Source organism: Candidatus Formimonas warabiya (assembly GCF_002777255.1).
Classification (GTDB): domain Bacteria; phylum Bacillota; class Dehalobacteriia; order Dehalobacteriales; family Dehalobacteriaceae; genus Formimonas; species Formimonas warabiya.
Genome location: NZ_CP017634.1, coordinates 3,765,994 through 3,779,652, shown reverse-complemented (window position 1 = coordinate 3,779,652; position 13,659 = coordinate 3,765,994). Strand labels below are relative to the sequence as shown.

Below are 13,659 nucleotides of genomic sequence, written 5' to 3'. Positions count from 1 at the left end.
ATCTTAGAACACCCCAAAAAAGAGGTGAATGCTCGTGCAGGAAATCAGTGTATTGCCTGGCCGGATCCGGTGGAGAAATCCTTCGTTAACCTATAATAAGGCGTTGGCCAGGTATATCAACGTGTATGTGGATAACCTGTATGGGGTCAAATACAGTGTTGTAAATCATATTACAGCAAGCATTCTGGTTTTCTATGATCCTTTCAAGACAGATTACCGGATCATTGGCAGAAATATTGAAAATGCCATTTCTTCTGCCTTGCAAAACAAGCCGGAGCCCATCAGAGCATATGATGAATATGCTCAGGCACTGGAAAAAAGGGATCAGGCAAAAAGAAACTTCTTCATTTACGGGACGATTTATCTGGCCTTAAAAGTAAAAGACTCGATCTACGGCAAATTTCCCTTCAGCAAGAATATCAGAATCCTGCAGGCCGCTTCCCTTGTGACGATTATCGGCGGGTACCCATTGTTGAAAAGTCTGTATCAGAAATTTTCCAAGCACATACCTACCGACTCTGATCTTCTTTTAAGTCTGACCGCATTGTCCTTTACCCTGGCCAGGGAAAGCGCCAAGGGAGTTTCCCTGTTGATGCTGAAAGCACTGAACGACTATCTTAAGTACGCGGCAGACGCGGAAAGTTTCAGGCTTTTTAACCAGAGCAGAAGCAGGACTTCCGGGATGGCATGGCTTGTTTTCCCATCCGGCCAGGAAAATCTGGTGCATCTAGAGACCTTAAAGAGGGAAGATGTGATCGCTGTCCATGAGGGGGAGGTGATCACGGTTCAAGGGGAGGTTATCGAGGGGAGCGCTTACGTGAATGCCCTTTATTACAGCGGACAGCCCATCATTTCCCGCATCGCCAAAGGGAGCATGGTTGATGCGGGAATGTCCCTCCTTTCCGGGAACCTAAGGATCAAGATAAAAAGTCTTCCGGAAAAAACGGAAAAGGGATTCTTAAAAAAAGAGGACATGCGCATCCACCAAAGAGTGAGCCAGTACCGGAAAACCATCACGCCGATTGCGCTGGGAGCGGGTGCAGCCAGTTTTTTATTATCAGGCAATATCATGAATGCTTTAGCGGTATTATTGGTTCTTACCCCTTCCGGGGCAGGAACAGCATTAAGTACAGGCATGAAAAGCTATATCACGCTTTTGAACAAGCACAAGATTTATTTAAGAAGGCCGGAAGTTTTTGAAAAAATAATCGATACCAATCATATCTTTTTTGATAAAACAGGAACCCTCACATATGGAAGAATGGAATTGGTATCGGTCACATCCTTTGATCCTAATTTTTCCGATGCCGAACTTATTCAAATTTGTGCTGCCTGCGAAAGCGACCATTATCACCCTATTTCTCTGACACTACAGGATGAAGCCCAGAAAAAAAGCAGGGAGATACCCAGAGCAAAAAACGCAATCCTGATCCCATCTAAGGGTGTTAGAGCTACCTATGAACAGCACACGGTCCTCATCGGAAATAAAGAATTTATGCATGAAAACGGCATTGATCTGGGTGATCGGCAGGAAATGGTTCAGAGCTGGGAAAAAAGGCTGCTAACTCCTGTTCTGGTGAGCATCGATCACGAATTGACGGGAATAATGGCTTTAGCCGATGTGGTAAGAGAAGGCGCTGGCGATCTGATCGAAAGGATTAAACAAAAAGGTTCTGTTGATCTCACACTGCTGTCCGGGGATCATGCATACAAATCAAAATATATTGCCCAAAAACTGGGTATCGGTGATGTTTACAGCAATTGCAGCGATCAGGATAAAGCAAAGGTCATCGAGGAGTATAAAACCTGGGAAACTGTGATGATGGTGGGTGATGGGATCAACGATGTCATGGCGATGAGGGAAGCTGATACCAGCGTGAGCTTTGTAAACTTTTCCTGCGACCAGGTAAAACTGAATTCCGATGTGATCATATTTGAAGATCACATGCTGAGGCTTGCAGATATGATCGCACTTTCCCAGAGGGCCTATCGTAAGATGAATCAATGCATTTCCCTTTCCCAGTTATACAATATTTTTTTGGGGGGACTGGCCTTTGTGGGAGCGATCGATGCCTTTCAGGCAAAGAGCTTTAATACCATAAATTCCCTGATGGCACTGCTTTTTAACAAACAGATCGAGTATCTCAGTCCGGACAGGCTGAGATCACCGTCAGAGTTCAAAGGATGCTGTGAAATAATGAAGCAAAATACAAAGAACCCCTTCTGAAACATCATGAAAAGGTTCTTTGTATTTTGCCAAAAATTCCGGACAAAGCCAGCCGCTGGACTTCACGGGTATGAGCGGATAGCTGTAAAAGCCGCTAAGCGTCTTTAGGCATACATTCTTTCTGACCGGGTATTTTTACTCTGCTGCTGTTCCCAGGGTGATCCAAAGATCTGATCATGGAGCTGGTAAGCATGCTCGGCGATTCTAAAAGTAATCAGGTCGCGCATGCGTAATTTATGGTTGGTTAGTAAACCCTGTAGCATTAAGCGGAGTATTTTGACCCTATCTACGCCAATATGCTCCGGATCCAGTTCTAACAAGTACGGGATCAGACGGGCCAATCTCATATGACCGGCAAATTGCCTTATTTCTTGGGGCAGGGGCAGGGAAGACAAGCTCTGATCCCAAACCTTGACACTAAGATGCGCCGCTTCCTTGGTAAAAGCAATTGTCCGGATCGTCTCGTGAAAAAACTGGTTTAATGGCGCGCAGGTATTATCAGACTGGCTGGTGACGATTTCTTCCGGGGAGATAAACATATTCACCTTGGTGCCAAAGTGCTTTTCCAGTTTTACTTTCACTCTGGGAAAAATGAGATTACTCCAGGGATTTGATTGAATCAGGTATTCGTGAAGGTACTTTTCTACCTCTGCGGGGAAATCACCTTTTCCCACCTGAGATACTAAGGTACGTTCCATCTGATAAAAATACTGGTTTAAGGATGCGTCTGTCAGGCGCAGGCATTTTTCCACCACCTGGCAGGTTTTGGCCAGTTTTTGGTGCTCACTATTTAGTCCGAAAAAAGTGTTTGGTTGCAGTTCCATTCTTTACCTCATTATTTTATCGAATAAATGATTAATTAAATTATAAAAAAACACCGTTAAGTCCCGATTATTCGATTGTTAAAAAAATGTTAATTCTTTATTATTTTTTCAGTGTATGAACGGACTGATTTTGTTTCATAATAAACTTAAATCTGAACCAAGAGGTGATAAGATGAAAGCACTAGGTGCAATTGGGGAAGCTCTCTCGGAGGCATCTCCGTTAACTTTAGCGGCATTAGGTGTAGCCGCTCTATTTGGCGCTCCGGTCATTAAGAGTGGGTTGAGAACCGTAGGTGTTGCGACTGTAAAAGGGGCACTGGAAGTTTCCGATCAGTTGAGCGGAATTGTCAATCAGGGAAGAAAACAATGGGACAGCATTGTGTCGGAAGCCCGGGCTTATCAGGTACCTTATATGGAAAACGCAGCAGGAGCGACGATTGGGGCGGGTATTGGCGGAGCGATTGGAGCAGGATTAGGCTCTATGGCAGGCCCCGGACTAGGGACGACTGCCGGAGGCGGCATCGGCGGAGCAGTTGGTGCGATGGTAGGCGAGGAATTAGAAGACCGCGCCGGTGGTCAAAATAACCAGGAAATGAAAACAGAAGCGCATACGACGAAAGAAGAGCTTTCCGGCCCAAAAGCGGGGCCTAAACCTAAAACCGTGACGAAAGAGGAGCATAAACCGGGAAAATAAAAGCTTGGTAAGGGGGTGAATCTGATATGTTCAGCTACCCGCATCCGGGGTTTTGGATCCTACATGTTCTAGGTATCGCCTTTGTTTATACCATTGGAAAAGCAAGCAATATAGAAAAAGGCCGCATATGCCAGGTTCATGCGAAAAAGTAGAAGGAAGGATGAAAGTTTTGTTGATACCAAAAAATGTTACCAAATGGTTATATGGCAATTCTCCCTGGAGCTGGGTAGTTGCTGGAGCTGCAGTAATGGTGGGGACGCCGATCATGAGTAAAGCCCTCAGGTCGGCATTATTAGTTACAGCCAAAGGAGTTATTAGTGTGGCAGATGAAACCGGCCGAGCGATCGGTAACATCAAGGAAGGCTGGGAAGATATCGTAGCTGAAGCCCAGGCTGGTAGAAACCAAAGCTTGCGGGTCCCTGTCGGAGCGGGAGTCGGCGCTTTGGCAGGAGCCGGCATCGGCAGTGCTGTAGCCGGCCCCACCGGCAGTGCTGTCGGTACAGGAGTCGGTGCTGCCACCGGTGCACTGACTGCTATAAACCCAGCGAAAGGTGAAAATAAATAGTAAGGTGGGACTGTTTAATAAGTGATCTGCTTATGGAAACAGTCCCTTTTTTATATTTTTTTCTTAAAACGCCCCTTCCAGATACTTGGCCGTAATTTCTGATTTGGGGTTAGTGAAAATATCCTCCGGGAAGCCCTGTTCCTCGATTTGCCCCTGGTAAAAAAATGCCACATAATCCGCAATGCGTGCCGCCTGTTGCAGGTTGTGGGTGACGATGACAATGGTGTACTTTTTCTTTAAGTCTTGAAGCATATTTTCTATTTTCATCATGGAAATGGGGTCTAATGCGGCACATGGTTCATCCAGGAGGAGAACTTCCGGGTTCACCGTCAATGCCCGGGCAATGCACAACCTTTGCTGCTGGCCGCCGGACAATTTCAGGGCGGAATGATGCATGCGCTCCTTTACCTCATCGAAGAGGGTGGTGTCCTTTAATTTGGTGATGATGACTTCTTCTATTTTCTGACGGGTCATTTTGCTGCTGTTGTTCTCTTCCAGGGGAAGTTTCATATTATTGTAGATGCTTTTGGGAAAGGGGTTGGGTTGCTGAAAAACCATACCGATCTTTTTTCTTAGGGCAATGGGATCCTGGGTGGTATCGTATATATTTGTATTGTTAAAGGTGATAGTGCCTTGAATCTGAAAACCTTTGATTAAATCATTCATCCTGTTAAAACAGCGCAGCAGGGTGGTTTTTCCGCACCCCGAGGGCCCAATGAAAGCGGTAATTTGATGCTCTTTAATACTTAAATGCACATCGGAGAGAACCTGATTTTCTTGATACCGGACAGAAACACCGAGAACTTCGATCACAGAAGTGCCAGGAGTACTTACATTGCCCTTGCTCTGATTCAGATCAAACAAATTGAAGGGTGCCATGTTAGTCCTCCTTTACTTTGTTTTTATAGTTGCCAAAAAAATCAGTTAAAAGATTTAAGACCACAATCAGGATAATCAATACAAAAGAGGCGCCGAAGGCCTTCTCCGGCATATTTCCCTCTCCGGCGGGAGAGGTGTAATAAATGTAGGAGGTAAGGGTGGACCCGGTATTCTGGAGGGTACTGATCCAATTCACAGGCTGCCACCAGGGCTGGATGCCGGTCATGCGCATGGTGCCTCCCAGCGTTAACCAGACGATGGCGGTATCGCCAATGATTCTGCCCATGCCCAGGATTACTCCCGTAATGATGCCCCCCCGGGCCGAGGGCAGGACGATGTGGGACACGGTATGCCATTTCGTTGCTCCTAAAGCCAGGGAACCTTCCCGGTAGGAGTGAGGGACCGCCTTGATAGCTTCTTCGCATACTTTGATCACGAAGGGGAGAATCATCACGGCCATGGTAATGGCCGCCACTAAAAAGGACCGGCCAAACGCCCGGTTGGTGCCTTCCACTCCCTCCACCATGGAACTAAGGAAGCCCAGTTGAGGGATGGTGAAAATGGCCACGCCAAAAATGGCAATGACGATGGTGGGGACACCCGCTAAAACATCGATACCCAGGCGCAACAAGCCGACGGCCATGTTTTTTCCCGCGTACTCCGCCAGATAGACGGCAGTGGCTAAAGCCCAGGGAAAGGCCAGGGCCATCCCTAAAACCGCTAATAACAGAGTACCGATCAGGGGTGTGCTGATGCCGCCGCTGGTGCCGTCCTGGAGAGAAGCAGTGGGCTCCGTCAATAAAAAATCCAAACTAAGTTGCGCGTGACCTTTTACGAACAGGTAGACAATAATGCCCAAGCAGACGGAAATAGCCAGACCGGAGGAAGCCCAAGCAAAAAATTGGCCCAGGGAATCCCGCAATTTACCATTAATCAATTCCTTCACTCCTTTTCACAAAAAACTCCACCAGTTTGGCGCAGAGGCTGAGCAAGGTGGTCGTCAACAACAGGATCACCCCACAGGCAAATAAGGCGGCCTGAATGGAAGGTACCGACATCATTTCCGATTTGTTAACGATGGCTGAGGCCAAAGTTAAAACGGGTGTGAGGAAAAAAACCGGCCCGTGGGAGAGCTGGGGCACATTGCCGATCCCTCCGCTGACCATGGAAAGGGCAATGGCCTCTCCCACAGCTCTTCCTGTGGCGAGGATGATGCCGGCCAGGATGCCCGACTTGGCGGCAGGCAAAATCACCCGCACAATGGTGCGCCAATGGGAAAGCCCGAGAGCCAGAGAAGCTTCTTTATATCTCCTCGGTACCGCATTAATGGCATCTACGGAGAGGGCAATAATAAAGGGAACGATCATAATGCTTAACACCAGTATTCCGGCCAGCATGCTGTTCCCGGTAAGCTGGAAATAATCAATGTACTGAATTTGCAGGTCCCCGGTAATGAACAGCTTTTGAATATAAGGCACGATAATTAAGAGGCCGATTAAGCCGTAAATGATGGATGGGATGGAGGCCAACAGCCGCACCACCAGCTGGAGCATATTCTTGACCCAGGAAGGGGACAGCTCAGCAATCACCACCGCGGTGCCGATGCCCATGGGGACGGCAATGAACAAGGCGCCCAGGGTCGTAGTGATGGTGCCGATTAATAAACCCCAAGCGCCAAACTGCCATACCTGGGCTTCTACAGGGGCATTGAAAGCGTCGATAATTTGCCGGTCAAACCCTCGCTCGGTGACAAAAGATATGCCGCTGATCTTTAAAACATCCCAGGCCTTCAGTCCCACGAAAATAAAGATAAAGACAATGATCAGGGCGCTGACCACAGCCAAGGCTTGCACAGATTTTTCAAAAAAGAAATCCTTTCTTTTTAAAAATCTGATTCTGGACTTATTGAGCACGAAATAGGGGGCGCCGGCTTCAGGTCTTTCCATTTGCTGCAAAACAATTCACCACCTCAATATGGTATGGAAAAGAGAATAAAACAGAACCGATACTGCTCTGCACCGGATCGGGCAGAACAGTATCGGGGTGAATGGGAATTCCTTTTATACAATACAACCTGGGAAGGGAGGGGAGAAGTGGTTAGTCCTGGGCTTTCAAGGGTAAATAGTCTTCGGATACGAGCAGTTGGCCTTCAAAACTTTTCAGGAAGTTGATGAACTGGGCTGCTAATCCGGAAGGCGTCCCTTTGGTCACCACATTTAAGGTACGCACATAGGGCCAGGCTTTGGACAGGGCATTGGCCTGGGTCGCTTCAATACCGGCTATTTTAGGTGCTTTCACAGTTTTATCCAGGTAGCCCATGGAGAGAAAACCAATGGCGTTTCCATTTTGCGCTACAGCCTGCTTCATCAAGCCATTGGAAGTATGGGGAGTAGCTGTAGCCAGAACCGTTCCTTTCTTTTCCAGGGCCAGTTCTTCAAAGGCAGTCAAAGTTCCGGAGGAAGCTTCCCGGGTTTGGACAAAGATGGCGGCGTCACTTCCGCCCACTTCTTTCCAGTTCTTGATCTTTCCGGTGAAGATATCGAAAACTTGTTCTTTGGTTAAGTCGCTCACGGGATTGTTCGTGTTGACGATGACCACGATGCCGTCATAGCCGATGGTATGGCTGATCAACCCGGGGTAAGTGTCTGTGTCGCTTTTTTCCAGGTCCCGGGACACATTACCAATATTGAAGGTTCCGGCATGGGCTCCTTTAATTCCTTCCCCGGAGCCGCCGCCGGCGATGGTGATGGAAAGCCCTTTGTTCCTCGCCATTAATTTGTCTGCCGCCGCCTGGGCAAGAGGCTGAATCGTGGTGGAACCGCCAATCTTCAGGGTCCCGGTCATATTGGTGAAGTAAGTAATGGTGACGGTTTTTGCGGAAGCCGAATAGGATACTTCGGCTCCCAATGCTTCACTGACAAAACGCAGGGGAACCATGGTTTTGCCGTTGATCACCTGGGCAGGAACATCCAATGTTTTAGCGGCCCCGTTTACCTTGGCATTTTTTGAGTCCACCTTCAGTTCAATGTTCTTATCTGCGGTTTTAATGGTGATGGTTTTTGTCGCCGCGTTGAAAAGACTGGTTCCTCCCATTTCTTCGGCAATAGCGGAAATGGGCACTAATGTGGTGCCGTGGGAAAGGACAGGTGCCACCTTAAGAGCCAATTCCTTCCCGTCAAATTTCACCTTGATGCCGTCTGCCGCAAAGGCGGAAGCCGTCAGGGCGAAAAACAGGGCCAAGACCAGCATCCCTACGAAAGAATACTTGGGTTTAAACATGTGATAACCTCCCTTAATTATTAAGAAATAGTATTGTTTTATTTATATCACCGAAATGTTAACGGTATTGTTAACGTTTCTTTAGTGATTGTTAAGTTCTGGTAAATAATCTGTTAAGAGAGGAATAGAAAAAACCCTCTAAATACAGCATCCTTCTTCTGTCTGCTTCATTTAGAGGGAATTTTTTATCTGCTATTTTGTGCGGAGTTATGTTTTTGTGGCTGGCGGAAGAGAGAGATGCCGAAGCACAAGATCCAACCGGCCCAGCACACCGGCAGAAAGTAAAACCATCAACCAGTCTGTTCCCCTTAATGGAACCGTGGAAAAAACCGGACCGCATCCCGGAAAATAAATTGCCCCTAACATGAGGGCTGTAGATAGTCCGACGGCCATAAATAATTCCCGGGGATGTTTCTTCTGCCCGGAGGCAGCATTACAGTCGAAGGCATGGAACATCTGGTTGAGTATTAAACTGGCAAAGCCCAAGGTTCGTGCCTTGACTAGAGAGGCTCCGGAACGAAGACTAAAAGCAAAAATTCCGTAGGTAGCGGCTCCCGCCAGCAATCCTCTAAGGAAAAGGCCCCGCCACTGGTGCCGGTCCATAAACCGGCGGTTGGCCGGAATAAAATGAGATCCCGGAGGAGCTCCCCCTAGGGCTAAGGCGGGAAAGCTTTCCGTAACCAGGTTGACCCAAAGAATCTGGTTCGGAATGAGGGGGACCGGTTGGCCGGCTAGAACCGCCAAAAACATGGCCAAAACTTCGCCAAAATTTCCTGCCAGAACATAACGGATGGAAGTCCGGATATTTTCTTTGATGCCCCGGCCTTCTTTAATCGCCAGAACGATGGTGGGAAAATTATCGTCTGTCAGCACCACGTCGGCGGAGGCACTGGTGACGTCTGTACCGGACCGGCCCATGGCAATGCCGATATCCGCTTCTTTTACCGCCGGGGCGTCATTTACTCCGTCACCCGTCATCGCTACGATATATCCTTTGCTCTTAAAGGCTTTGACAATACGGAGCTTGTGCTCCGGGGAAGTGCGGGCAAATATCTCGACTTCATCAATCATAGCGGCCAAATCCTTGTCGTCCAAGTGGTCTAATTGGTTTCCCGTGAGAGATTTTCCCACGGGGGTCAGTAATCCAATTTGCCGGGCGATCGCTTCCCCAGTGTGGACGTGGTCGCCGGTAACCATGATCACCTTAATTCCTGCCTCATGGCAGGCGGCAACGGCCTCGACGACACCCTGTTTTGGCGGGTCTTCCATACCCAGAAGGCCGGAAAAAATCAGGTTTTCTTCCAAAACAGAGGGGTCCTCGTTGATGCCGGACGGACGGATTGTTTTATAGGCTGTGGCGATCACTCTGAGCGCGTTGTCCGCCATGCTCTCCCCCGCTGCGGAGATTTCTTTTTTCTTTTCCGGGGTCAGCAATTCTAACCGGCCATCCTGAAAACTTTTCGTACATTTTTCTAAAATCGCTTCCGGGGCTCCTTTCACATAGAGAGCGAGTTTACCCTCCCTGTCCTGGCAGACGACAGACATTGCTTTGCGGGTGGCATCAAAAGGCGCTTCTTTGCGCCGTAAAAAGGCCCCGGCGGTTTCCGGCCCGATCCCCGCCTTTGCTGCCGCCACTAAAACGGCACAATCCGTAGGGTCGCCTGCGATGCCGCTTTTTTCCATTTTCGCGTTGTTGCACAGAGCTCCGATGGTGAGGATGCCCAGGAGGTTTGGATCTGCGGAAGGAATCATTTTTTCTCCGTCCAGGAAGAACTCTCCTTCTGGCGTATAGCCGGAGCCTGTTACATGCCAGGTTTTTCCGGAAGAATAAACCTGCTTTACCGTCATTTCATTTTTGGTAAGGGTACCTGTCTTATCGGTGCAAATCACCTGGGTGTTGCCCAAATTTTCCACGGCAGGAAGCCGGCGAATAATGGCATTGCCTTTTACCATACGGCCTACCCCGAAGGCAAGGGCAATGGTAACCACTGCGGGCAATCCTTCAGGAATGGCACCTACCGCCAGGCTGATCCCGGTGCGCAGCATGTGAAACCGGGATTGCCCTCTCAGGCAGCCCATGATCACCATGCAGGCGCAGACGGCCAAACACCCGGACGTGATTTGTTTTCCCAGTTGATCCAAATATTTTTGTAAAGGTGTAGACTCTTCCTCCGTGTTTTCCAACAGGGCGGCGATCCTACCCATCTCGGTGGACATTCCCGTGTTAACCACGGTCGCCTTGGCTCTTCCTCCCGTAACATGGGTTCCCATAAATACCATATTATTTCGGTCAGCTACCGCTGTTTCCTCAGGCAGGGAACGATTGCCCTCCTTGGCCACAGATAATGATTCCCCGGTCAGGGCGGCTTCTTCTACTTCCAAGCTAGATCCCTCGATTAAACGGGCATCGGCGGGCACCCGGTCTCCGGGTTCCAGGAGGATAAGATCTCCCGGGACGATTTCCCGGGCCGGGATGAGAAGATTTTTTCCCTCCCGAGTTACCCGGGCCACAGGAGCAGCTAGCTCTTTTAAAGCGGCGAGGGCTTGCTCGGCGTGATGTTCTTGGATCATACCGATGAAGGATTCCAAACAGACGATCCCTAAAATGGTCACCGCATCCACCCTTTCGCCCAGGACAAAGGATACGATGCTGGCTCCCAAGAGCAGCTGGATCATGAAGTCTTTTAATTGGCTGAAAAACCTGGCCAGAAGGCTGGCCGGAGGGGGCTGATAAAATTGATTCGGTCCGAGAGTATCAAGCATGCCGGGGGTTTGGTCACATGTAAGGCCTTGATTTAAATGAGAGTGCAGCTCATGAATGGTCTCTTCCGCCGTCAAGGCATGCCAGGGTTTAACCGGTTGTACGAAATTTTTCATGGCTGGCGAAATCAAGGCTCCTTTTTTTCTCCCCGCCAAGGATTTATCAAGGGACCACCTGTAGACCCGGGAGAGATGAGGGGAACTGGCTTGGATGCTTCTTTTTTCTGTGAACTTGACCAGGGAGGAATTCAAAATCACACCAAAGATAGAAATATTGGCCATGAGTGTGGACAGGACCGGTGTAAGCAAATTGGCGCATGCCAGCGTTAAGCCCACCACATCCAGACAGCCGGCGAGAAATTTGTTGTTTTTTGCACAGTTACTCACTTCCGCACCAAAACTCACAAGGTCGGCCACCTGGTCCAGAGCGTGTTCCGGCAAAATAATGCCTGCCTCTGTCACCGGCGTAAGATATTGGGGGTTTTTTAACCCGATGGCTACGTCGGCCTCTCTGAGCGCAGCCCGATCGTTCATACCGTCACCCACCACGCAAACATGACAGCCTAAATGACGAAATTCTCGTACCACCTGCGCTTTTTCTTGCTCATGTAAGCTTCCCCATACTTGGCTGATCCCTAATTTCCGGGCCACATTTAGACAAGCATCCTGGGTATCCCCGGAAAGGATGCCCAACCGGGTAATGCCCATCTGCTTTAATTCCTTGATCAACAGGTAGCTTTCCGGGCGGATGGACTCCTCAAATCCAATGATGCCAACCGGTACCCGGTTGATGACAAGGGCAATCACGGTGGTTCCACTCGCCTGAAGTGACTTAATCTGTGGTTGATATTTCTTGAGAGAAATACCCCGGGTTGCCATATAAGCGGGTGTGCCTAAAAGGATAGATTGATCCCCTGCTTGACACCGGATTCCTGAAGCGTGCAGTCGTGTATCTTTTAACAAGAGGGGACCTGACTTGCCTGCCGTTAGTAAAGACGCTAAAGGGTCTCTTTTTCCGTATCCTGCACCTGACCGGATGCGGGAGGCCTTTACCAGGATCGTTTCTTTGGTCCAGTTATCATCCAGGGGGAGCACCTGGCTTACTTCCCACTCTCCGGTAGTCAGCGTGCCTGTTTTGTCAAACAGAACCGTGTCAATTTGTTCTGCCTTGAGCAGTTGCTCCGGGTTAAGGACTTGGACCCCCCGCTTAACCTGGTAGCGGACAGCGCTGCACAAAGCGGACGGGGTGGCCAAAGAGTAGGAGGCAGGAATAGCCGCCAGCAGCATGGTGAGAGACCGTTGGATATCTTTTGTCAGTAAAAAAGAAAAAAAAGCTAAAGCAAAAGATAAATTGACAAAATGATCCATGAAGCGGTCCTGGCGTAAATGTCCTTGTCCCAAACAGATCTTAACAGGAGAAGGAGCAGGGATTTTCCGTACTTCTAAGGATAGCCTGCCCGCCTCCACCAGATTGCCCGGTTCCACAACATCGTTTTCCTTCACCAAACGGTGTAAGGTTTTTCCCGTTGTGGGAGTTTCATTGATGAGGCCGGTTCCGGAGTGTACTCTGGCTTGAAAAGGAATCAATTCCCCGGCCTGGACCCGGATCAGTTCACCGGGGGTTACTTGGGAGGCAGGGATCATCTCCTGAGACCACTCTTGTTGCACCAGGATCCTGCTCAGGTCGGAGTTTGATTCCAGATGCTGCCGGGACTTTAGCACCGCCAAAGTTTGCAGCAAAGAGATCAGGTTGACCGCCCAGACGGTGGCAAGGCCAAATATATTTTCCCGTAAAAGCAGCGTGGCATAAGCAGTCATGCTAATGAGCAAGTCATGGCTGATTTTACCCCGGGTCAGGGAGCCCAAGCCGCTTCTTAAAATGGGATAACCGGAGATTAAGGTGGTAGCTGTCGCCAAGTGAAGTAAGGCGGGGTTGTCCGCCCAAGAAGGCCTGCCCCAAAATATTCTTTTTAAGAACAGATAGGATAATAAGGACCCTCCCCCCACCACATGGAGCCATTGAGACTTCAGCGGGGTATCCTCCGGTTCAATCACAGGAAGCACTTTTCCTTTTGCGGGAGGGCTTACGGATTCCGGAAGGCGGGGAAGGCGGGCCTGCATGGAGGCCCGGGTGTTTTCCTGAATCTCTGCCAGTAACCGGTGCAGGGTTAAAATAGTGGGATCATAATGGATGAGTAATTTTCCCGTCACAATATTAGGCAAAATGCCATTAACCCCATCAAGGGAGGACAGGGACTGCAGCAGTCCGGTGGCCAAAACTGGGTTGTTTCTCAGGCCGGATATTCTGATGCGCAATCTGCCTGGGATCCAGTGCATCTCTTTTGTCACAACCGCTAGGGCAGCCATCGGCAGGCCTCCTTTTCTGGAATCATAATTAAAGTATGGCAGCGGGAATAAATTAATATGTATT

The 13,659-nt window shown here is 49.1% G+C and carries 9 protein-coding genes; 3 read left to right on the top strand and 6 right to left on the bottom strand.

Annotated features, from left to right (window positions below):
• The first annotated feature begins 34 nt into the window (after positions 1–34).
• On the top strand, positions 35–2,227 hold the full coding sequence (locus DCMF_RS17195; protein ID WP_214658690.1) for a heavy metal translocating P-type ATPase: 2,193 nt from the start codon (positions 35–37) through the stop codon (positions 2,225–2,227).
• A 104-nt stretch (positions 2,228–2,331) separates the two neighbouring features.
• Here DCMF_RS17195 and DCMF_RS17190 read toward each other — a convergent pair whose 3' ends face one another.
• Positions 2,332–3,051 (bottom strand): hypothetical protein, encoded by a 720-nt coding sequence (locus tag DCMF_RS17190; protein ID WP_148135549.1) that lies wholly within the window; start codon positions 3,049–3,051, stop codon positions 2,332–2,334.
• A gap of 172 nt (positions 3,052–3,223) precedes the next feature.
• Between DCMF_RS17190 and DCMF_RS17185 the strand changes: the two genes are divergently transcribed.
• Together DCMF_RS17185 and DCMF_RS17180 are read left to right on the top strand one after the other, a co-directional pair.
• Positions 3,224–3,745: a glycine zipper domain-containing protein gene (locus DCMF_RS17185; protein WP_148135548.1), complete on the top strand. Its 522-nt coding sequence runs from the start codon at positions 3,224–3,226 to the stop codon at positions 3,743–3,745.
• 160 nt (positions 3,746–3,905) lie between these two features.
• Positions 3,906–4,310, top strand: a complete 405-nt coding sequence (locus DCMF_RS17180) for a hypothetical protein (protein ID WP_148135547.1) — start codon at positions 3,906–3,908, stop codon at positions 4,308–4,310.
• A 63-nt stretch (positions 4,311–4,373) separates the two neighbouring features.
• Here the strand turns inward: DCMF_RS17180 and pstB are convergent, their stop codons facing one another.
• The 5 genes from pstB to DCMF_RS30250 form a co-directional block, all read right to left on the bottom strand.
• Positions 4,374–5,189: a phosphate ABC transporter ATP-binding protein PstB gene (gene pstB, locus DCMF_RS17175; RefSeq protein ID WP_148135546.1), complete on the bottom strand. Its 816-nt coding sequence runs from the start codon at positions 5,187–5,189 to the stop codon at positions 4,374–4,376.
• Position 5,190: 1 nt separating this feature from the next.
• Positions 5,191–6,126 (bottom strand): phosphate ABC transporter permease PstA, encoded by a 936-nt coding sequence (pstA, locus tag DCMF_RS17170; RefSeq protein WP_214658689.1) that lies wholly within the window; start codon positions 6,124–6,126, stop codon positions 5,191–5,193.
• A complete protein-coding gene (gene pstC / locus DCMF_RS17165) occupies positions 6,119–7,135 on the bottom strand; it encodes a phosphate ABC transporter permease subunit PstC (protein WP_236860343.1) in 1,017 nt (338 codons plus the stop codon). The genes pstA and pstC overlap by 8 nt, the downstream gene beginning before the upstream one ends.
• Positions 7,136–7,286: 151 nt before the next feature.
• Positions 7,287–8,468, bottom strand: coding sequence for a substrate-binding domain-containing protein (locus DCMF_RS17160; protein WP_148135543.1), 1,182 nt, complete (start codon positions 8,466–8,468; stop codon positions 7,287–7,289).
• Between the two features lie 207 nt (positions 8,469–8,675).
• On the bottom strand, positions 8,676–13,595 hold the full coding sequence (locus DCMF_RS30250) for a cation-translocating P-type ATPase (protein WP_148135542.1): 4,920 nt from the start codon (positions 13,593–13,595) through the stop codon (positions 8,676–8,678).
• Between the last annotated feature and the right edge of the window lie 64 nt (positions 13,596–13,659).

Coding starts and splice junctions, on each gene's coding strand:
- DCMF_RS30250 (WP_148135542.1), bottom strand. CDS start 13,595: ATGGCTGCCCTAGCGGTTGTGACAAAAGAGATGCACTGGATCCCAGGC.
- DCMF_RS17185 (WP_148135548.1), top strand. CDS start 3,224: ATGAAAGCACTAGGTGCAATTGGGGAAGCTCTCTCGGAGGCATCTCCG.
- DCMF_RS17190 (WP_148135549.1), bottom strand. CDS start 3,051: ATGGAACTGCAACCAAACACTTTTTTCGGACTAAATAGTGAGCACCAA.
- pstC (WP_236860343.1), bottom strand. CDS start 7,135: ATGGAAAGACCTGAAGCCGGCGCCCCCTATTTCGTGCTCAATAAGTCC.
- DCMF_RS17180 (WP_148135547.1), top strand. CDS start 3,906: ATGAAAGTTTTGTTGATACCAAAAAATGTTACCAAATGGTTATATGGC.
- pstB (WP_148135546.1), bottom strand. CDS start 5,189: ATGGCACCCTTCAATTTGTTTGATCTGAATCAGAGCAAGGGCAATGTA.
- DCMF_RS17160 (WP_148135543.1), bottom strand. CDS start 8,468: ATGTTTAAACCCAAGTATTCTTTCGTAGGGATGCTGGTCTTGGCCCTG.